Origin of the sequence: Janibacter sp. UYMM211 (assembly GCF_040547045.1) — a bacterium.
Taxonomy (GTDB): Bacteria; Actinomycetota; Actinomycetes; order Actinomycetales; family Dermatophilaceae; genus Marihabitans; species Marihabitans melonis.
The window spans coordinates 143,137-162,266 of sequence record NZ_JBEPOY010000002.1 but is presented as its reverse complement, the minus strand read 5'-3'; the positions used below and the strand labels follow the sequence as shown (position 1 = coordinate 162,266).

Annotated in this window: 20 protein-coding genes and 1 pseudogene; 11 read left to right on the top strand and 10 right to left on the bottom strand. The window is 72.7% G+C overall.

Annotated features, from left to right (window positions below):
* The first annotated feature begins 17 nt into the window (after window positions 1–17).
* The 6 genes and pseudogenes from ABIB53_RS05880 to ABIB53_RS05855 all read left to right on the top strand — a co-directional run bounded on the left by ABIB53_RS05880 (window position 18) and on the right by ABIB53_RS05855 (window position 6,138).
* Window positions 18–1,211 carry a sensor histidine kinase gene (locus ABIB53_RS05880; protein ID WP_354587492.1) on the top strand — a complete coding sequence of 398 codons (1,194 nt, stop codon included), beginning with the start codon at window positions 18–20 and terminating at the stop codon, window positions 1,209–1,211.
* Between the two features lie 10 nt (window positions 1,212–1,221).
* Window positions 1,222–1,980 (top strand): LytR/AlgR family response regulator transcription factor, encoded by a 759-nt coding sequence (locus ABIB53_RS05875; protein ID WP_123091345.1) that lies wholly within the window; start codon window positions 1,222–1,224, stop codon window positions 1,978–1,980.
* Window positions 1,977–2,348 carry a hypothetical protein gene (locus ABIB53_RS05870; protein WP_068272935.1) on the top strand — a complete coding sequence of 124 codons (372 nt, stop codon included), beginning with the start codon at window positions 1,977–1,979 and terminating at the stop codon, window positions 2,346–2,348. Before ABIB53_RS05875 ends, ABIB53_RS05870 begins: the two co-directional genes overlap by 4 nt.
* Before the next feature lie 22 nt (window positions 2,349–2,370).
* Window positions 2,371–3,903, top strand: coding sequence for a sodium/solute symporter (locus ABIB53_RS05865; RefSeq protein WP_354587491.1), 1,533 nt, complete (start codon window positions 2,371–2,373; stop codon window positions 3,901–3,903).
* A 172-nt stretch (window positions 3,904–4,075) separates the two neighbouring features.
* Window positions 4,076–4,405, top strand: a pseudogene (locus tag ABIB53_RS05860) (DUF485 domain-containing protein); the annotation flags it as partial.
* A 95-nt stretch (window positions 4,406–4,500) separates the two neighbouring features.
* A complete protein-coding gene (locus ABIB53_RS05855; protein WP_354587934.1) occupies window positions 4,501–6,138 on the top strand; it encodes a monocarboxylic acid transporter in 1,638 nt (545 codons plus the stop codon).
* Between the two features lie 74 nt (window positions 6,139–6,212).
* On the opposite strand, the gene ABIB53_RS05850 is transcribed toward ABIB53_RS05855, so the two are convergent.
* From ABIB53_RS05850 to ABIB53_RS05840, 3 genes are read right to left on the bottom strand one after another with little or no spacing between them, the layout of a single operon-like run.
* Window positions 6,213–6,824 (bottom strand): energy-coupling factor transporter transmembrane component T family protein, encoded by a 612-nt coding sequence (locus ABIB53_RS05850; protein ID WP_354587490.1) that lies wholly within the window; start codon window positions 6,822–6,824, stop codon window positions 6,213–6,215.
* Window positions 6,821–7,510: an energy-coupling factor ABC transporter ATP-binding protein gene (locus tag ABIB53_RS05845; RefSeq protein WP_354587489.1), complete on the bottom strand. Its 690-nt coding sequence runs from the start codon at window positions 7,508–7,510 to the stop codon at window positions 6,821–6,823. Before ABIB53_RS05845 ends, ABIB53_RS05850 begins: the two co-directional genes overlap by 4 nt.
* Complete coding sequence (locus ABIB53_RS05840; protein WP_354587487.1) at window positions 7,510–8,103, bottom strand: biotin transporter BioY; 594 nt, start codon at window positions 8,101–8,103, stop codon at window positions 7,510–7,512. Before ABIB53_RS05840 ends, ABIB53_RS05845 begins: the two co-directional genes overlap by 1 nt.
* A gap of 119 nt (window positions 8,104–8,222) precedes the next feature.
* Between ABIB53_RS05840 and ABIB53_RS05835 the strand changes: the two genes are divergently transcribed.
* A complete protein-coding gene (locus ABIB53_RS05835; protein ID WP_354587485.1) occupies window positions 8,223–8,825 on the top strand; it encodes a TetR/AcrR family transcriptional regulator C-terminal domain-containing protein in 603 nt (200 codons plus the stop codon).
* Here ABIB53_RS05835 and ABIB53_RS05830 read toward each other — a convergent pair.
* The 6 genes from ABIB53_RS05830 to ABIB53_RS05805 form a co-directional block, all read right to left on the bottom strand.
* Entirely contained in the window at window positions 8,813–9,280 is a 468-nt protein-coding gene (locus ABIB53_RS05830; RefSeq protein ID WP_354587484.1) for a hypothetical protein, read from the bottom strand. The two genes, ABIB53_RS05835 and ABIB53_RS05830, sit on opposite strands and share 13 nt — an antisense overlap.
* A 9-nt stretch (window positions 9,281–9,289) precedes the next feature.
* A complete protein-coding gene (locus tag ABIB53_RS05825) occupies window positions 9,290–10,216 on the bottom strand; it encodes a phenylalanine 4-monooxygenase (protein ID WP_201465429.1) in 927 nt (308 codons plus the stop codon).
* 290 nt (window positions 10,217–10,506) lie between these two features.
* Window positions 10,507–10,896 (bottom strand): universal stress protein, encoded by a 390-nt coding sequence (locus ABIB53_RS05820; RefSeq protein ID WP_068272911.1) that lies wholly within the window; start codon window positions 10,894–10,896, stop codon window positions 10,507–10,509.
* A 9-nt stretch (window positions 10,897–10,905) separates the two neighbouring features.
* Window positions 10,906–12,399, bottom strand: a complete 1,494-nt coding sequence (locus ABIB53_RS05815; RefSeq protein WP_354587483.1) for a tripartite tricarboxylate transporter permease — start codon at window positions 12,397–12,399, stop codon at window positions 10,906–10,908.
* A gap of 11 nt (window positions 12,400–12,410) precedes the next feature.
* Entirely contained in the window at window positions 12,411–12,953 is a 543-nt protein-coding gene (locus tag ABIB53_RS05810) for a tripartite tricarboxylate transporter TctB family protein (RefSeq protein ID WP_354587482.1), read from the bottom strand.
* A complete protein-coding gene (locus tag ABIB53_RS05805) occupies window positions 12,950–13,927 on the bottom strand; it encodes a Bug family tripartite tricarboxylate transporter substrate binding protein (protein WP_354587481.1) in 978 nt (325 codons plus the stop codon). Before ABIB53_RS05805 ends, ABIB53_RS05810 begins: the two co-directional genes overlap by 4 nt.
* 542 nt (window positions 13,928–14,469) lie before the next feature.
* Here ABIB53_RS05805 and acs point away from each other — a divergent pair.
* Complete coding sequence (gene acs / locus ABIB53_RS05800; RefSeq protein ID WP_354587480.1) at window positions 14,470–16,410, top strand: acetate--CoA ligase; 1,941 nt, start codon at window positions 14,470–14,472, stop codon at window positions 16,408–16,410.
* An 82-nt stretch (window positions 16,411–16,492) separates the two neighbouring features.
* Here acs and ABIB53_RS05795 read toward each other — a convergent pair whose 3' ends face one another.
* A complete protein-coding gene (locus ABIB53_RS05795; protein ID WP_354587479.1) occupies window positions 16,493–16,672 on the bottom strand; it encodes a hypothetical protein in 180 nt (59 codons plus the stop codon).
* A 154-nt stretch (window positions 16,673–16,826) separates the two neighbouring features.
* On the opposite strand from ABIB53_RS05795, the gene ABIB53_RS05790 reads away from it, so the two are divergent.
* The 3 genes from ABIB53_RS05790 (at window position 16,827) to ABIB53_RS05780 (ending at window position 19,104) form a co-directional block, all read left to right on the top strand.
* A complete protein-coding gene (locus ABIB53_RS05790) occupies window positions 16,827–17,651 on the top strand; it encodes a glycerophosphodiester phosphodiesterase family protein (protein WP_354587478.1) in 825 nt (274 codons plus the stop codon).
* A gap of 83 nt (window positions 17,652–17,734) precedes the next feature.
* On the top strand, window positions 17,735–18,181 hold the full coding sequence (locus tag ABIB53_RS05785; RefSeq protein ID WP_083968659.1) for a phage holin family protein: 447 nt from the start codon (window positions 17,735–17,737) through the stop codon (window positions 18,179–18,181).
* A gap of 107 nt (window positions 18,182–18,288) precedes the next feature.
* The gene (locus ABIB53_RS05780; protein ID WP_354587477.1) at window positions 18,289–19,104 is read left to right on the top strand and encodes an alpha/beta fold hydrolase; all 816 of its coding nucleotides are present in this window, start codon (window positions 18,289–18,291) and stop codon (window positions 19,102–19,104) included.
* The last annotated feature ends 26 nt before the right edge of the window (window positions 19,105–19,130 follow it).

The window sequence follows — 19,130 nt, the reverse complement described above, 5'->3', positions numbered from 1 at the left end:
CCGTAGGCTGTCCGCCCATGACGGGGCTCGACCTGCCGACGGCGCTCGTGGTGGCCGCGGCGGCCGCCGCGCTCGTCGCGCTCGTCACGCTGTACCGCGCGCGCTCGAAGCCCCGCGGCTTCATCTCCGTCGGTGACCAGGCCACCTACGAGACGCTCCACACCGCCTCGTTGGCCGCCCGTCATCTCGCCGACGGGCTCACCGACGACGGCTGCACCCGGGCCGCGCCCTTCCTCCGCGCGCTCATGGCCACCCCGGCCCTGGTGATCTGCGACCGGACCTCCGTCATCGTCTGGGAGGGCGAAGGACGTCACCACCTGCCCGCCGTCGTCGACCAGGCCGCGGCGGCCCTGTCCGGCCGCACCGTCGTCCTCGGGCCCGACGAGGTGACGTGCACCTCGACGGAGTGCCAGGTCCGGGCGGCGGTCATCGCCCCCATCCAGCTCGACACCGGGGTCGTCGGAGCCCTCGCGGTGTACGCGCCCCGCACCTCCGCGGGGCTGACCCGCGCGGTCGAGGAGCTCGCCGGGTGGGTCGCGACGCAGGTCGAGCTCGCCGAGCTCTCCTTCGAGCGCACACGCGCGATGGAGGCCGAGCTGCGTGCGCTGCGGGCCCAGATCAGCCCCCACTTCATCTACAACTCCCTGGCCGCCATCGCCTCCTTCGTGCGCACCGACCCCGCCCGGGCGCGCGAGCTGCTCCTCGAGTTCGCCGACTTCACCCGCTACGCGCTGCGTCGCGGCGGCGCGTACACGACCCTGCAGGAGGAGCTGCGCAACGTCGAGCGCTATCTCGTCCTCGAGCAGGCACGCTTCGGCGAGCGCCTCGGGATCACCCTTCGCGTCGCCCCCGAGGTGCTCCCGGTGCAGCTGCCCTACCTCGCGATCCAGCCGCTCGTCGAGAACGCCGTGCGGCACGGCCTGGCCGCCAAGGACGGGCCCGGCACGGTGACCCTGTCGGTCGCCGACCTCGGCTCCGAGGCCGAGATCAGCGTCGAGGACGACGGGGTCGGGGCGGACCCCTCGGCCATCCGCAAGATCCTCGACGGGCAGAGCCGCAGCGACTCCGTGGGCCTGGGCAACGTCGACGCCCGCCTGCGCCAGGTCTACGGCGAGGGCTACGGGCTCGTCGTCGAGACGGCCCCCGGTGCCGGCATGCGCGTGTCCTTCCGGGTGCCGAAGTTCTCCCCGGCCGTCACCGGCTCGTCCTAGGGTGACACCCATGGCCGGAGGGAGCGAAGCACCTGGCGACGGCCTCGTCGTCCTCGTCGTCGACGACGAGGCGCCTGCTCGCGGCGAGCTCGCGTGGGTCCTCGACCAGGACCCACGGGTGTCCCGTGTGCTCGCAGCCCCCAGCGGCACCGCCGCGCTGGCGGCTCTCGAGCACGAGAGCATCGACGTCGTCTTCAGCGACATCTCCATGCCCGGGCTCGACGGCATGCAGCTCGCGCGGGTCATCAAGCGCTTCGCCGACCCGCCCGCCGTCGTCTTCGTCACCGCCCACGACGCGCACGCGGTGGACGCCTTCGACCTCGACGCCGTCGACTACGTCATGAAGCCGGTGCGCCAGGAGCGGATCGGCGAGGCCGTGCGCCGCTGCCTCGTGAGCATCGAGCGGGCCGACCGCACGGGCGAGGACGACGACGAGACGATCCCCGTCGAGCTCGGCGGGGTCACCCGCTTCGTCTCCCGGGCCGACATCCGCTACGTCCAGGCCCACGGCGACTACGCGCGGCTGCACACGGCGACCGGGTCGCATCTCGTGCGCGTGCCCCTCGCCTCGCTCGAGGAGCGCTGGTCCGAGGCCGGCTTCGTGCGCATCCACCGCAGCACGATCGTCTCGACCCGCCACGTGACCCAGGTGCGCATGGACCAGGGCCGGTGCACCGTCGTCGTCGACGGCGACGTCGAGCTGCAGGTCTCGCGACGTCACACCCGTGCCCTGCGCTCGACCCTGCTGCGGCTCGGCGAGCGGCCGTGACCCACCCTCCCCAGCGGGTCCGGGTCACCCGGACCCGCACGGGTGACACCCGGCCGCGCCGGCCCTCCCTCCACGAGGAGATCGGGCAGCAGAGCCCGCTCGGCGCGGCCTACCTCGACTCCCTCGTGCGCGCGCAGCTGCGCCTGGCCCTCACCGTCGTCGCCAGCCTCGCGCTCGTCCTCGGCCTGCTGCCGGCTCTCTTCGCCCTCGTCCCCGCGGTGCGCGGCGCCCAGGTCGCCGGGCTGCCGCTGCCGTGGCTCGTCCTCGGCCTGCTCGTCTACCCCGCCGCGGTGCTCTCGGCGCGCCAGTACACGCGGGCCGCCGAGCGGATCGAGGCGCAGTTCGCCGACGTCGTCGCCGACCGGTGAGCGGGGGCGGCGGGGTGGCGCGGTGCGCCTGACCGAGGTGGCGACGGGGGCGAGCCTGCCCAGCGTCGGCGCCATCGTCCTCGTGTGCGTCGCGACGCTGACGCTGGGCGTCCTCGGCATGCGCCTGGCCCGCGGCACGAGCGACTTCTACGTCGCGGGGCGGGCGGTGAGCCCGTGGCGCAACGCGAGCGCCATCGGCGGCGAGTACCTCTCGGCCGCGAGCTACCTGGGGGTCGCCGGTCTCGTCTACACCCAGGGCGCCGACATGCTGTGGCTCCCGGTCGGCTACACCATCGGCTACCTCGTCCTCCTCGTCCTCGTCGCGGCCCCCCTTCGCCGGTCGGGCGCCTACACGCTGCCCGACTTCGCCGAGGTCCGGCTGCGCTCCCAGCCCGTGCGCCTGCTGAGCGCCGGTCTCGTCGTCGGCATCGGCTGGCTCTACCTCCTGCCGCAGATGCAGGGGGCCGGGCTCGCGCTGCAGCACGTGAGCGGGCTGCCGACGTGGGTCGGCGGGGTCGTCGTCGCCGCCGTCATCACCGCGGGCGTCGTCGGCGGCGGCATGCGCTCGATCACCCTCGTCCAGGCCTTCCAGTACTGGATCAAGCTCTCGGCGATCGCCGTGCCCGCCTTCGTCCTCGTCTTCGTCTGGCTGCGCGACGGCGCCCCCTCCCCCGTGGCGGACGACCACTGGTGGGAGCCGCTCAGCGGCCCGCGCGAGGACCACCGGCTCTACACGACGTACAGCACCCTGCTCGCCCTGTGCCTGGGCACGATGGGTCTGCCCCACATCGTCGTGCGCTTCTACACCAACCCCGACGGCCGGGCCGCCCGCCGCACGACCGTGGCCGTGCTCGCTCTGCTCGGTCTCTTCTACGTCTTCCCCCCGGTCTACGGCGTGCTCGGCCGCGTGTACCTGCCGGCCGGCGGGGTGCGCGCGGACGAGGTCGTCCTCGGCCTGCCGCAGGCCGTCGTCCCCGGGCTGAGCGCCGACGTGCTCACCGCGATGCTCGCCGGCGGGGCCTTCGCCGCCTTCCTCTCCACCGCATCGGGGCTCGCCCTGTCCGTCGCCGGCGCCCTCGACCAGGACGTCCTGCGCCGCGTCGTGCTGCGGCGCACCGCCGGCGACGCGCACCCCGTCCAGACCTTCCGCGTCGCCGCGGTCGTCGGCGTCCTCGTGCCGCTCGTCATCAGCCAGCTCGTCGACCCGGTCGGCATCTCGCTCGCCGTCGGCCACGCCTTCGCCATCGCCGCCTCGACCTTCGCGCCGCTCGTCATCCTCGGCGTGTGGTGGCGCCGGCTCACCCCGCCCGGCGCGGCGGCCGGCATCCTCGTCGGCGGCACCTGCTCGATCGGCGCGGCGAGCCTGAACATCCTCGGCGGCGGCACGAGCGGCTGGTCCGCCCCCCTGCTCGAGGCGCCCGCGGCGTGGTCGGCGCCGCTGGCGGTCGTCGTCATGATCGGCGTCTCGCTGGCCACACCACGCTCGGTGCCGGCCGCGACCGCGTCGGTCATGGCCCGGCTGCACACCCCCGAGGCCGTGCTCCCCGACCGCTGAGCGCGTCGGACCGACCGCTCGTCGCCGACCCACCAGCCGTACGGCGTGCGGCGGCGCCCACCGGGCGCGCCACGCGCCGCAGCAGGAGACACGGACCTCCCCTCGCCGTCAGGGTGAGCCCAGCCGCGCACGCCGATGTGCGCGCGTCACCCACACCCGGAGGTGATCCCCCATGAGCAACGAGGCTCATGATCTCGGCGAGCGCTACATCGCCGTCCAGGAGTCGAAGGAGTTCGCCGACCTGCGGCGCAGCTTCCGAGGCTTCGTCTTCCCCGTCACCGCGTTCTTCATCACGTGGTACTTCGCCTACGTGCTCCTGTCGATCTTCGCCCCGGGCTTCATGGGCACGAAGGTCGCCGGCAACGTGACGATCGGCCTGATCTTCGGGCTGCTCCAGTTCGTCACGACCTTCGCGATCACCTTCGCGTACGCCCGCTGGGCCAACCGCACCTTCGACCCGAAGGCCGACGCCGTCGGCGCGATGATGGAGCAGGGCGCGAGCCGCGACTTCGAGGGCTCGGGCGACTGGGCCCCGGGTGACGTCGAGCGCGCGCTCGAGGCCGAGCGCCTCGACGACAAGGACCGCAGGTGAGCACCGTGATCGCACTGACCCCCGTCGCCGCCACCTCGGTCGGCAACCCGACCCTCAACATCTCGATCTTCGCCGTCTTCGTCCTCGTGACGCTGACCATCGTCATCAAGGTCGCGGGCGGCAAGAAGACCGCCGGTCAGATGTACACCGGCGGCGCGTCCTTCTCGGGTCGCCAGAACGGCATCGCCATCGCCGGTGACTACCTCTCGGCGGCGTCCTTCCTCGGCATCGCCGGCGCCATCGCGCTGCAGGGCTACGACGGCTTCCTATATTCCATCGGCTTCCTCGTCGCCTGGCTCGTCGCGCTCCTGCTCGTCGCCGAGCTCATGCGCAACACCGGCCGCTTCACCATGGCCGACGTCCTGTCCTACCGCCTGCGCCAGCGCCCCATCCGGGTCGCCGCCGCCACCTCGGTGCTCGCGGTCTCCTTCTTCTACCTCCTCGCGCAGATGGCCGGCGCCGGCGGCCTGGTGTCGCTCCTCCTCGGTGTCGACGGCGCGGCCGCGCAGAACATCGTCATCGCCGTCGTCGGCGTCGTGATGATCGCCTACGTGATGATCGGCGGCATGAAGGGCACCACCTGGGTGCAGATCATCAAGGCCGTCCTGCTCATCACCGCGACGGCGATCATGACCGTGTGGGTGCTCGGCAAGTTCGGCTTCAACCTCTCCTCGCTCATGCAGCAGGCCGTGGACCGCAACCCCGCGGCCGGCGAGAAGCTCCTCACCCCGGGGCTGAAGTACGGGATCAACACGACGACGAAGATCGACTTCATCTCGCTCTCGCTCGCCCTCGTGCTCGGCACCGCGGGTCTGCCGCACGTCCTGCAGCGCTTCTACACCGTCCCGACGAGCCGCCAGGCCCGCAAGTCGGTGGAGTGGGCGATCTGGCTCATCGGTGGCTTCTACCTGCTGACGCTCGTCATCGGCTACGGCGCCGGCGCCCTCGTCGGCCCGGAGGAGATCGCCAACGCCCCGGGCAAGGCCAACGCGGCGGCACCGCTGCTCGCCAACGCCCTCGGCGGATCGGTCCTGCTCGGCATCGTCTCGGGCATCGCCTTCGCGACGATCCTCGCGGTGGTCGCCGGTCTGACGATCACGACGAGCGCGACCTTCGCCCACGACCTGTACAACCAGGTCTTCAAGAACGGCACGGCGACCTCCGAGCAGGAGGTCAAGGTGGCGCGGTACGCGGCCCTCGGCGGCGGTGTCATCGCGATCCTCGGCGGCATGCTCGCCAAGGACCAGAACGTCGCCTTCCTCGTGGCGCTGGCCTTCGCCGTCGCCGCGAGCGCGAACCTCCCGACCATCCTCTACAGCCTCTTCTGGCGCCGCTTCAACACCCGTGGCGCGCTGTGGTCGATGTACGGCGGTCTCATCTCCGCGATCGGCCTGATCGTCTTCAGCCCGGTCGTCTCCGGCAAGCCGGTCGACCCGCTGACGGGCAAGAGCCCGTCGATGCTCCAGGGCGTCGACTTCCACCTCTTCCCGCTCGACAACCCGGGCCTCGTCTCCATCCCGCTGGGCTTCTTCCTCGGCTGGCTGGGCACGGTGACGAGCCGCGAGTTCAACCGCGCGAAGTACGCCGAGATGGAGGTGCGCAGCCTCACCGGTCACGGCGTGGCCGAGGCGATCGAGCACTGATCGTCCCTGATCGGACGGGCGAAGGGGGAGGCCACGGCCTCCCCCTTCGTCGTGCCCGGGGCAGCCCCGGCGGGTCAGTCGTCGCCGATGCCGCGCGCGTGGAGGGCTTCGCCGGTCGCGTGCGCGTCGGCGACGACCCGGACGACGAAGGGGGTCAGCCGGGCGCGCAGGTCGCGCTCGAGACCGCGGGCGAGGGCGGCGTCACGGGTCTCGTGGGCCAGGTCGACGGTCGCGGGCACCGCCCGGAGCACGAGCGAGCAGGCCAGGGCGACCCGCTCCGCGTCGACGCCGAGCGGGCGGAGGGGGCGCAGCACCCGGACGAGGGTGTCGAGCATCGCGTCGACGGGGGTGGTCGTCGTGAGGACGCCGGCGAGGACGACGAGGGCGAGCAGGTCGCCGACGGTCTCGACCGCGCGGGGCCACCCGGACTGCACGACGAGCCAGCCACCGAGGAGCACGGCGACGAGGACGAGGCCCCGCAGGCTGCGCCCGAGCTCGCGCAGCGGGGTGCGCGCGAGCACGGCGAGAGCCAGCGCGACCACGAGCGTGACCACCGCGAGCTGCCAGCTGCGCACGACCGCGAGGACGAGGCTGATGACGACGAGGGCGAGCAGCTTCGCGCCCGCCGGGGTCCGGTGGAGCACGGTCCGGCCCGGGCGGTGCGCCCCGAGGAGCAGCGAGCTCACGCGGTGCTCCGGTAGTGCTCGACGACCTCGGCCGCCTCGCCGTCGGCGGCGACCCGCCCGTCGCGGATCAGCAGGGCGCGGTCGCACCGGGCGGCGAGCTCGAGGTCGTGGGTGACGAGCAGCAGCTGCTGCGGCAGTCCGAGGAGCACCTCGGCGACGTGCCGGGCGTTGCCGAGGTCGAGCAGGGTCGTCGGCTCGTCGGCCACGAGCACGTCGGGCCGGGTGGCCAGGACGCTGGCCAGGGCGAGCAGCTGGGCCTGGCCCCCGGAGAGCGCGTGGACGCTGCGGTCGTGCAGGTCCTCGAGGCCGAAGCCGCGCAGCGCCTCGCGCGCCGCCTCGGCCCGGGCGTGCTTGTCGCGGTGCGAGCGGCGCAGCGACAGGGCGACGTCCTCCCCCGCCGTCGGCATGACGAGCTGGGCCCGCGGGTCGGTGAAGGCGAAGGCCACCCGGCGTCTCACCTCGCGGCCGTGCTCGGCGACGTCGAGGTCGTCGACGCGCACGGTGCCGCTGCTCGCGGGGACGAGACCGTTGACGAGCCGCGCCATCGTCGACTTGCCGGCGCCGTTGGGCCCGACGAGCGCGACCCGGCGCTCGGCGAGCACGACGCTCGTGTCGTGCAGCGCGACGATCTCGCCGTCGGCGGTCGTGCGCCGCACGCTCACCCCGTCGAGGGTGATGCGAGCCATCAGGCGCCGCGGCGCAGCAGCGCCGGGAAGGCGCGGTGCACGGCGGCCGCGACGAGCGCCGTCGCGACGAGCTTGACGAGGTCGCCGGGCACGAAGACGACGTCGACGGCGGCGGCGGCCGACCAGGAGAGGTCCGCGCGCAGGTGCAGCCCGACGATGCCGAGGACGTGGAGGACGACGAGGGCGGGGATCCCCGCGGCGGCGACGAGGACCGGCTGGGTCGCTCGCCCGCGACGGGCGAGGCGCTCGACGAGCACACCGCAGATCGCGACGGCGAGGACCATGCCGACGAGGTAGCCGCCGGTGGGCCCGGCGAAGACCCCCAGCCCCGCCTTGCCGCCCGCGAAGACCGGCATGCCGATCGCGCCGACGGCCATCCACAGGAGGACGGCGAGGACCCCGCGCCGGGCCCCGAGCACGGCACCGGCGAGCAGGACCCCGAAGGTCTGCAGGGTGATCGGCGCGAAGGTCGAGACGTTGATCGCCGGGAGGATCGAGCAGACCGCGACGAGCGCGGCGAAGGAGGCGACGAGCGCCAGGTCGACGGTGGTGGAGCGCGCCTGCACCGGCGACTTCGAGAGGGTGGTCATCATCTGCCTGTCGGTTGGCTGAACGGCGTTCAGTCGGGGGTGAACGGCGTTCAGGCTAGAGTCACCGGAGCGCGGCGTCAACGCGGCGCGCACCCACCCGCGACCCAGCCGAAGGGGGACCCGTGCCCGCAGCGACCCGACGCCCGGTTCGTCGCCGCGCCGACGTCGTCGCCGCGGCGCTGGACCTCCTGGCCCGGGTCGGGCTGCCGGACCTCACGATGCGCGCCCTCGGCGCCGAGCTCGGGGTGCAGCAGAGCGCGATCTACCACCACGTCGAGAGCAAGCAGGCCCTCCTCGGCGCCGTCGCCGACGAGATCCTCGCCCGCGGGCCCCGTCGACGTCCGCGGGCCGACGACGGTCCGCTCGACGTCCTGCGGCTGCGCTGCGAGGACGTCCGCGCCGCGGTGCTCGCCTACCCCGACGGCGCCGACGTCGTCATGAGCATGTGGGCCTTCGGCTTGGGCGGGCGCTCCCCGGTCGCAGAGGTCGACGCGCTGCTCGAGTCCGCGGGCGTGCCGGCCGAGCACGTGACGACGGCCGGGCGCACGGTGCTGCACTTCGTCTACGGGCACGCCTACGACGAGCAGTCCCGAGCCCAGGCGGCCCGGGCCGGCATCGCGACGGCCGACGCCCCGGCCGACTTCGCCACCGGCCTGGGCATCGTCCTCTCCGGGGTGCGGGCGCTGGCCGAGGACGGCCGAGCGGGCGGGTCTCAGCCGGGCTGATCGCCCTCGTCGCCCTCGACGGGGCGGGCCTCGTGACCGGCCTTCCCGTGGGTGCGCCGGTCCTCCTTCATCTCCGCCTCGAAGAGGTGCCGCCGCCCCTCGACGAGCTCCTCGCGCAGCTCGCGCTCGACCCGGCGGAAGGTCTCGTAGTAGCCGTCGTCGTACTCCTCGACGATCTGGAAGCTCCAGCGCCCGTGGAGCACGTTGCGCCCGACCATCTCGCGCTCGACCCGGTCGGCGAGCTCGCCGTGACCGGCCTCGCGCAGCGCGTCCACCCCTTCGCCGAGGGTGAGGTCGGCCGTGCCGCTCATCCGGTGGAAGGTGTAGAGGTGGCCGCGCGCCACCTCGACGGCCTCGAGCGCCTCGGAGATCTTGCCCAGCGCGGAGACCGTCGCGTCGTCGATGCCCTCCGGACGCTCGTGCTGCGGGTCGGGGCGGTCCTCGGCGCTCGTCATGGCACCAACCTAGGCGTGCGCGACCTCTCCGAGCAGGCCTCGGCGCCGGGCTTCTGCGCGCAGCCGCTCGCACGCCTCGTCGTCGGCGCTGTCGAAGAAGGCACCGACGACGTCCTCGAGGTGACCGAGGTCGTGGGCGGCGAAGAGGACCGGCTGGTAGGCCGTGATGTCGTAGTTGAGCGTGCCCATGTCGGCGAGGTCGAGCTCGCGGATCTCCATGTGCGCGTACTCGTCCATCTCGCCGTAGCTCGACAGGATCCCGGCGCCGTAGGCCTTGAGGTCGCCGTCCTCGTGCATGACCCCGAACTCCATGGAGAACCAGAAGACGTCGGCGACGAGCTTCGCCGCGGTCTCGCTCTCCATGCGCGTCAGCGCCGCGCCGGCGGCCTGGGTGATCGCGGCGAAGCGGGGGCTGGCGAGCTGGTTCCCGTGACCGATGACCTCGTGGATGATGTCCGGCTCGGGCGTGTAGAGCGGGCGGCTCGCGTGCCGCAGGTACTGCGTCGAGCTGAAGGTGCTCCGGCCGAGGTCGCCGTAGAAGTCGCGCAGCGGCACCAGACCGGGAGCGGCGATGTAGGACCAGCCGGTGAGCGGCTCGAGCCGCTCCCCCACCTCGTGCAGCTGGGGCACGTGGTCGGTCGGCAGGCCGAGGGCGGACTTCGCCGAGAGGTACTCGGAGTGCGCGTGACGCTCGTGCTTCGCGGCGAGCTCGGCGCTCACGACGCGCCAGATCTCGTGCTCGGCGTCGGTGTAGTCGATGGTGGGCAGCGGCGCACCGCCGGCCCGGTCCCAGGTGAGCGCAGCGGCGGCGATCTCGCCGCGGCGCCGCAGGTACTCGGGGTCGTCCTTGCCCGGGTGCGAGTCGGCGAGGTGGACCTCGACGCTCCCGTCGTCGTGCATCGTCACGGGCGAGTACAGCTGGCCGTCCTCGAACATCGCAGTCCTCCTCGCCGGTCACGCCGTCGTGACCTCATCGGTGGGGTGCACCGTCCCACTCCTGGACGATCTGCGCGAGTGTGCGCGAGATCGGTGGTCAGGTTGACCAGGGTGGGGCGAAGGGGGAGCCGCTGCGGCTGGTCAGGGTGACCAGGCCGGGCGGCGTGCGCGCCCGGACGCGCGCGGACCCGCCGCAGGTCGTCCCTGCGACGGTTTCAGGCCCGGCGGCGTGCCGGCTACCACGCAGTACTGGTCGTGATGACGACCAGTACTGCGTGGTAGCCGGACGCTCAGACGTGGACGGCCAGCACCGGCACGGTCGCGTCGAGCAGGATGCGCTGCGAGACGCTGCCGAGGACGAGCTTGCCGACGGGGGTACGCCGGCGCAGGCCGATGACGACGAGCTCGGCCCCGAGCTCGCGAGCACGGTCGACGACGATGTCGGCCGGGTCGCCCGAGAGGTCGCGCTCGATCTCGTGCTCGACCCCGGCCTCGGCGAGCCGGGCGTCGAGCAGCGGGGCGTCGCTGTCAGAGAGGTAGCGCGGGTCGACGAGGGCCTCCCCCTTCGTCGCGTTGACGACGACGAGACGGGCCGAGCGCAGCCCGGCCTCCTCGATGGCTCGCTCGAGGGCGGCCTCGCCCTGCTCGTTGGGGGTGTAGGCGACGACGATGGTGGGCATGGGGCCTCCTCAGGCCTCGGTGGTCGGACGACGGCGGCGGCTGAGCACGACGGGGATGACGAGCAGCAGCGCGACGGCGATGTAGACGACGACCGCGACCGGCTCGCCGACCAGCGTCCCCCAGTCGCCACCGCTCAGCTGGAGCGACTTGCGCAGCTCGAGCTCGAGGCGGGGGCCGAGGATGACGCCGATGATGAGCGGCAGCACGGGCAGCCCGAAGCGGCGCATGAGCAGCCCGAGCAGACCGAAGACGAGCAGCAGCGCGAGGTCGAAGGCCTGGAGGTTCACCGCGTACGCGCCGAGCGAGGCGAAGAAGAGGATCCCCGCGTAGAGGTAGGGACGCGGCGTGCGCAGCAGCTTCGCCCAGACCGGCGCGAGCGGCAGGTTGAGCACGAGCAGCATCGTGTTGGCGATGAAGAGCGAGGCGATGAGACCCCAGATGAGGGTGGGGTTCGAGGTGAAGAGCCCCGGCCCCGGCTCGATGCCGTAGCTCTCGAGCGAGCCGAGCATGATCGCCGCGGTGGCGTTGACCGGCAGGCCGATCGCGAGCATCGGGACGAGGGTGCCCGCCGCCGACGCGTTGTTCGCGGCCTCGGGGCCGGCGACGCCCTCGATGGCGCCCTTGCCGAACTCCTCCGGGTGCTTCGAGAGCTTGCGCTCGGTGATGTACGACAGCAGCGTCGGCACCTCGGCGCCGCCCGCGGGCAGCGCGCCGAAGGGGAAGCCGAAGGCGGTGCCGCGCAGCCACGGCTTCCACGAGCGCGCCCAGTCGCTGCGGGCCATCCAGGGGCGTCCGACGGGGATGATCTCCGCCGGCGCCCGGCGCAGGTTGGCCGCGACCCAGAGCATCTCGCCGACGGCGAAGATCGCCACGGCGACGACGACGATGTCGATGCCGTCGCTCAGCAGGGGCAGCCCGAGGGTCATCCGCGACTGGCCGGTGAGCTTGTCGACGCCGACGAGCCCGATCGACAGACCGAGGAAGAGCGAGGTCATCCCGCGCAGCTTGCTCGCGCCGAGCACCGAGGTCACGGCGACCATCGCGAGCACCATGAGCGCGAAGTACGACGGCGAGCCGAGGTTGACCGCGACCCGGGCGATGAAGGGCGCGCACAGGACGATGAGCAGCGTGCCGATCGTGCCGGCGAGGAAGGAGCCGATCGCAGCGGTCGCCAGGGCCTGGGCAGCGCGGCCGGCCTTGGCCATCTTGTTGCCCTCGATCGCGGTGATGACCGAGCTCGACTCACCGGGGGTGTTGAGCAAGATCGAGGTCGTCGAGCCGCCGTACATGCCGCCGTAGTAGATGCCGGCGAACATGATGAGCGCGCTCTCCGGGGCGACGGAGTACGTGACCGGCAGGAGCAGCGCGATCGACATGGCCGGGCCGATGCCCGGGAGCACGCCGACGGCGGTGCCGAGGAGCACGCCGATGGCGGCGTACATGAGGTTCTGCGGCGTCAGTGCGGTGCTGAAGCCGTCCATGAGCAGGTTGAGGGTGTCCATGCGACGTCCTGTCAGAGGATCCCGTCGAGCACACCGGGGGGAAGCGGCACCCCGAGCCCGACGTAGAAGGCGTACCAGGAGCCGACCGACAGGACGGCCCCGATGGCGAGGTCACGCACCGGTGTGCGGGACCCGATGACCCACGCGCCGCCGGCGAAGAGCAGGGCGCCGGTGATGGCCCAGCCCAAGAAGTCGATGAGCAGGACGTTGAGCGCGACCAGGGCGACGAGCTGGACGACCGTCGGCCAGTGCGCACCGCCCTCGAGATCGACGTCCTCGCCGGCCTCCTCCTCGCCGCGCTCGCCCCGCAGGATCGAGACCGTGTAGAGGGCCGCGAGCACGAGCAGGCCGATCCCCACGAAGAGGGCGAAGAAGCGCGGGCCGAGGGGGTCTCCCCCTTCGAAGCCGGCGACGACGTCCCAGGTGCTGATGATCATGAAGAGGCCGAGGACGACGAGCAGCGCGACGACGACGAACTGGCCGAAGTCACGCTCCCCCGTCCGCGCGGGCTGCTCGGACGTCGCGGTGACGTCCGCCGGGTCGTTCGTGCTCATACCAGCCCCAGCTCCTTGAGGGTCGTCTCGACGCGGGTGTCCTGCTCCTGCAGGAAGGTGCCGAAGTCGTCGCCAGTGACGAACCGGTCGGTCCACTGGAAGAGACCGAGGACCTCGCCCCACGCGGGCTCGTCGTGCATCTTCGTGAGGAGCTCGATGAACTCCGCCTGCCGGTCTGCGGGCATCCCGGGCGGGCCGATGATGCCGCGCCAGTTGGTGAACTCGAGGTCGATGTCGCTCTGCTTGAGCGTCGGGGCGTCGAGACCCTCGACCGCCTTCGCGCCGGAGACGGCGAGGACGCGCAGCTGGCCCTCCTTCACCTCCTGGTCGAACTCCGTCGCGCCGGACGCGGCGATGTCGACCTTGCCGCCGAGGAGTGCGGGGAGCATGTCGCCGCCGCCGTCGTAGGGGGTGTAGCTCACCTGGCGCGCGGGGATGTCGAGCGCCGCCGCGAGCTGCATCGGGAAGAGGTGGTCCGGCCCGCCCGGCGAGGAGCCGCCGCCGACGCTGACCGCGCCCGGGTCCTTCGTCCACGCCGTGACGAGGTCGTCGATGGTGGCGAAGGGGGAGTCCGCCGGCACGTAGATCGCCTCGGCGTCCTCGATGAGCTGGGCGATGGGGGTGGCGCGGCCGACGGTCGCGTCGGACTTGTTGGTCCGCACGGCGCCGACGACCCCGAGACCCATGGTCATCATGAGGTCGGTGGCCTCGGCGTTGTTGATGAGCTGGGCCATCGCCACGGTGCCGGAGGCGCCGGTGACGTTGAAGACCTCGAAGCGGGCGGTGAGCCCGGCATCTTGGAGCACCTTGACCGCCTGGCGACCGGTCTCGTCGTACCCGCCTCCGGGCTTGTTGGGGATCATCATCCGCAGCCGCTCGGGGCCGCCCTCCTCGCGACGGGTGACCCCGCACGCCGCGAGCGGCGCAGCGAGTCCTGCAAGCAGGAGGCTGCGTCGCGCTATCTGTCCAGGCATGCGGGACATGGTGCACCACAGGGTGACCCGCGTCACCTCGAGTCCACGCCAGTGACAACCCCCCGGTCACATCGTCGAGATGTGCCTCCCGAGCCCCGGCCCGCTCGCCGGTCGAGGGGCGAGCGCAGCGACCCCTTCGTCGGTCGAGGTGCGAGCGCCAGCGCCCCCATCGCTGGTCGAGGTGCGAGCGCCAGCGAGCCTCGAGACCACCCCTTCGCTGGTCGAGGTGCGAGCGCCAGCGAGCCTCGAGACCACCCCTTCGCTGGTCGAGGTGCGAGCGCCAGCGAGCCTCGAGACCCCCCTTCGCTGGTCGAGGTGCGAGCGCCAGCGAGCCTCGAGACCCCCCTTCGCTGGTCGAGGTGCGAGCGCCAGCGAGCCTCGAGACCACCCCGGCGGGGCGGTCAGGGCCGCTGGGCGCGCGGGGCGGTCCGCCCGTCGCCCGGGGCCGAGACCGTGTTGTGCGCTCGCCGAGAGGCGCGGCAGGGTGAGGCCAGCACACTGACGCCGTGCCGACCGGGCACGGGACTCAACGAGGAGGACACGTGTCGGACAGCTACGCACCGAGCGCAGAACTCACCGCGCAGGCCAACGGGCAGGCGGACCTGTTCGATCAGGCCGAGGCCGACTTCGAGGGCTTCTGGGCCGCGCAGGCCCGCGAGCGGATCACCTGGTCGAAGGACTTCGACCAGACCCTGGACTGGAGCGGCGCCCCCTTCGCGAAGTGGTTCGTCGGCGGCGAGCTCAACGCCTCCGTCAACTGCGTCGACCGGCACGTCGACGCGGGCAACGGCGAGCGGGTGGCCATCCACTTCGAGGGCGAAGGGGGAGACACCCGCACCATCACCTACGCCGACCTCCAGCGCGAGGTGGCCAAGACCGCCAACGCGCTCGTCGAGCTCGGCGTCGGCACCGGTGACCGGGTCGCGATCTACCTCCCGATGATCCCCGAGGCCGTCTTCGCGATGCTCGCCTGCGCGCGTCTCGGCGCCCCGCACTCGGTCGTCTTCGGCGGCTTCTCCGCCGAGGCCCTGCACACCCGCATCGCCGACGCCGACGCCCGCGTCGTCATCACCGCCGACGGCCAGTTCCGCCGCGGCAAGCCCGCTCCCCTCAAGGCCGCGGTCGACGCCGCGATCGACCACGGCGACGACGAGAGCCCGGTCGAGAAGGTCCTCGTCGTCCAGCGCACGAAGGGCGACGTCGAGTGGACCGAGGGCCGCGACGTGTGGTGGCACGAGCTCGTCGAGCGCCAGTCCGACACCCACGAGGCGCAGGCCTTCGACTCCGAGCACCCGCTCTTCATCCTCTACACCTCGGGCACGACCGGGAAGCCGAAGGGCATCTTCCACACGACCGGTGGCTACCTCACCCAGGCGGCGTACACGAACTCCGTCGTCCACGACCTGCACCCGGAGACCGACGTCTACTGGTGCACCGCGGACATCGGCTGGGTCACCGGCCACAGCTACATCGTCTACGGCCCGCTCGCCAACGGCGCGACCCAGGTCATCTACGAGGGCACCCCGGACACCCCGCACCAGGGCCGCTGGTGGGAGATCGTGCAGAAGTACGGCGTCTCGATCCTCTACACGGCGCCGACGGCGATCCGCACCTTCATGAAGTGGGGCGACGACATCCCCGCGAGGTACGACCTGTCCTCGCTGCGCGTCCTCGGCTCGGTCGGTGAGCCGATCAACCCCGAGGCCTGGCGCTGGTACCGCGAGCACATCGGCGGCGGCTCGGCCCCGATCGTCGACACGTGGTGGCAGACCGAGACGGGCGCGATCATGATCAGCCCGCTGCCGGGCGTCACCTCGCTCGAGCCCGGCTCCGCGCAGCGCCCGATCCCCGGCATCAGCGCCGAGATCCTCGACGACGAGGGCAAGCCCTTCACCGAGCCCGAGAAGGTCGGCTACCTCGTGCTCACCAAGCCGTGGCCGTCGATGCTGCGCGGCATCTGGGGTGACGAGGAGCGCTACAAGGAGACGTACTGGAGCCGCTTCGGCCCGAAGTACTACTTCGCGGGCGACGGCGCGAAGTACGACGAGGACGGCAACATCTGGCTGCTCGGCCGCGTCGACGACGTCATGAACGTCTCGGGCCACCGCCTCTCGACGGCCGAGATCGAGTCGGCGCTCGTCTCCCACCCCGCGGTGGCCGAGGCGGCGGTCGTCGGTGCCAACGACGAGACGACCGGCCAGGCTCCCGTCGCCTTCGTCATCCTGCGCGGCGACGCCGCGCAGCGCGCGGAGGAGGAGGGCGACGCCCTCGTGCAGGAGCTGCGCAACCACGTCGGCAAGGAGATCGGCCCGATCGCCAAGCCGCGCCAGGTCCTCGTCGTGCCGGAGCTGCCCAAGACCCGCTCGGGCAAGATCATGCGCCGCCTGCTCAAGGACGTCGCCGAGAACCGTGAGGTCGGCGACGTGACGACCCTCGCCGACTCCTCGGTCATGGGCCAGATCCAGGACGGCCTGAAGAAGTAGCCTCGCCGAGGTATGGCAGAAGGCCCCGATCCGGTGACGGATCGGGGCCTTCTGCCATACCTCGCGGGTGCTCGGGGGCGGGTCAGGACGGGTGGGCCTCGGGCCCCTCCGGCGCGCTCTCGTCGTCGGCGTGCTCGGAGTACGAGGTCTCGGCCCGGGTGGGCTGGTCCTCGCCCGGACCCGGCTGCGGCGGCTGCGGGGCCTCCGTGCCGTCGGCGTGCTCGGAGTAGGCGGTCTCGTGCTGCTCGGGACGCTCGCTCATGGCGCTCTCCTGGCGTGGATGGGTGGTCTCGTCAGTCAACCACCGCCACGACGGGGTGGTCCGTGCGAGCAGGCGCCCAACCCTGGGTGAACTCCTCGGTGACCGAGGGCGAAGGGGTGGCGCCTCCCCCTTCGCGCCCGGGAGCATGGGCACCATGAGCGGCCCGGTCCCTCGGTACGGAGATCAGCACGCCCCCCTGGCGATCGCGCACCGCGGGGGCGCCGCGCTGGCCCCCGAGAACACCCTCGCCGCCTTCGGCCGCTCCGTCGCGCTCGGCGTGCGCTACCTCGAGACCGACGTGCGGCTCACCGCCGACGGCGAGCTCATGTGCTTCCACGACGAGGGCCTGCAGCGCGTGACGACCGGCTCCGGCCCCTTCGCCCAGCGCACCCGCGCGGAGCTCGACGCGGTGCTCGTCCGCGGCGCTGACGGCACCCTGGCCCACATCCCCTCGCTGGCCGAGGCCCTCGAGGCCTTCCCCGAGGCGTGCTTCACCGTCGACCTCAAGGACCGCGCGGCGATCGCGCCGATGGCGCGGCTGCTGCGGCGCGAGGACTACGGGCGGCGCGTGTGCGTCGCCGGCGCCTGGGACGGCTGGCTCGAGCTGCTGCGCTCGCAGGCGCCGCACGTGCAGACGGCGCTCGGGTGGCGCTCGCTGACGACGCTGATCTCGACGAGCCGCGCGGGCGCCCCGGTCCCCGCCCGGCTCGTCCAGGGACGCTTCGCCCACGTGCCGCTCCACCTCGGCAGGGTGCCCGTCCACTCCGCCGCGCTCGTGCGCCGCGCCGCCCGCCTCGGCGTGCGGGTCGTCGTGTGGACCGTCGACGACCCCGCGCAGATGCACCACCTGCTCGACATGGGTGTCGACGGGCTCATCAGCGACCGCCCGGACGTGCTCCGCGAGGTGATGATCGAGCGCGGGTCGTGGCCGGGAGAAGGCCGGATCGGCTGGCCCGACGAGGTGGGGGCTCGCGGGTAGGGTTGCGCCGAAGACAGGACGGACCGCGGTCCGTCGCACGCACGACCTCACGCCAGGAGAGAGCCTTGGGCACCCTCGACCGCATGGACCACGACCGCCACGAGACCATCGACCGCTCGGCGCGTCGACTCGTCGGCGAGCCCGCCCCCGGTGAGGGCGAGCGCACCGTCGGCCAGCTCGTCGCCGACGTCAGCCACGATGTCTCTGCCATCGTGCGCAACGAGATCCAGCTCGCGAAGTCGGAGGTGACCGCCGGCCTGAAGATCGGCGGCAAGGGTGCCGGTCTCCTCGGCGCGGCGGCCTTCATCGGACTGCTCGGCCTGATCTTCCTCTTCCACACCATCGCCCAGGTCATCGCGATCTGGCTGCCGGTGTGGGCGGGCTACCTCATCACCACCGCGCTGCTCTTCGTCGTCGCCGGGGTCCTCGGCCTCGTCGGCTACAAGACGGTGACCAAGGCCAAGCCGGTGCCGAAGAAGGCGATCCGCAACGCCCAGGAGACCGTCGAGGCGATCAAGCCGGGGCGCTGAGCACGCCCGACTCCCAGGCGGCTCTCGTCGAGGGTCCCTGGGAGCACCGCTTCGTCGCCGCCAACGGCGCGCGCTTCCACCTCGCCGTCGCCGGGCGCGGGCCCCTCGTGCTGCTCCTGCACGGCTTCCCGCAGTTCTGGTGGGCCTGGCGCGCGCAGATCCCGGCGCTGGCGCAGGCCGGGTACCGCGTCGCCGCGCTCGACCTGCGCGGCTTCGGCGCATCCGACAAGCCCCCCGGCGGGTACGACCCGCTCACCGTGTGCGACGACGTCGCGGCCGTCATCCGCTCTCTCGGGGCGTCGGAGGCGGTCGTCGTCGGTCACGGTCTCGGCGGCAGCATGGCCTGGTCGATGCCGGGCATGCACCCCCGCGTCACCACCGCCGTGGCCTCGCTCGGCATGCCCCACCCCGCGGTCTTCCGGGCCGCCGCGTGGCGGGTCGGTCGTCACCGCCAGGCGACGATCTACGCCCGGGCGCTCGGCTCCCCCTTCGCCCCCGACCGGTGGATCTCGGGCACCCGGACCGTCGAGCAGCACCTGCGCCAGTGGTCCGGTCCGCAGCAGGACTGGCTCGACGACGAGGTCGTCTCCCGATGCGCCGAGATGATGACCCTGCCCTTCGTCGAGCACGCCGCCGACGAGTACCACTCGTGGATGGTGCGCTCACGGGTCACGCCGAACGGCTGGCGCTACATGCACCGCATCAAGGCGCCGATCACCGTGCCGGTGCTCTCGGTGCACGGGCAGGAGGACCCCGCGGTCCTGCCCTCGCTCGCCAACGACAGCGCCCGCTTCGTGCGCGGGCCGCTGCAGCTCGTCACCGTGCCGGGCGCGGGGCACTTCGTGCACGAGGAGCGGCCCGCCGAGCTGACCGCCACCCTGCTGTCCTGGCTGGCCACGGTGCGCCCGCCCGAGCCCGCCTGACCCCGAGCCCGTCTGAGCCCGAGGTC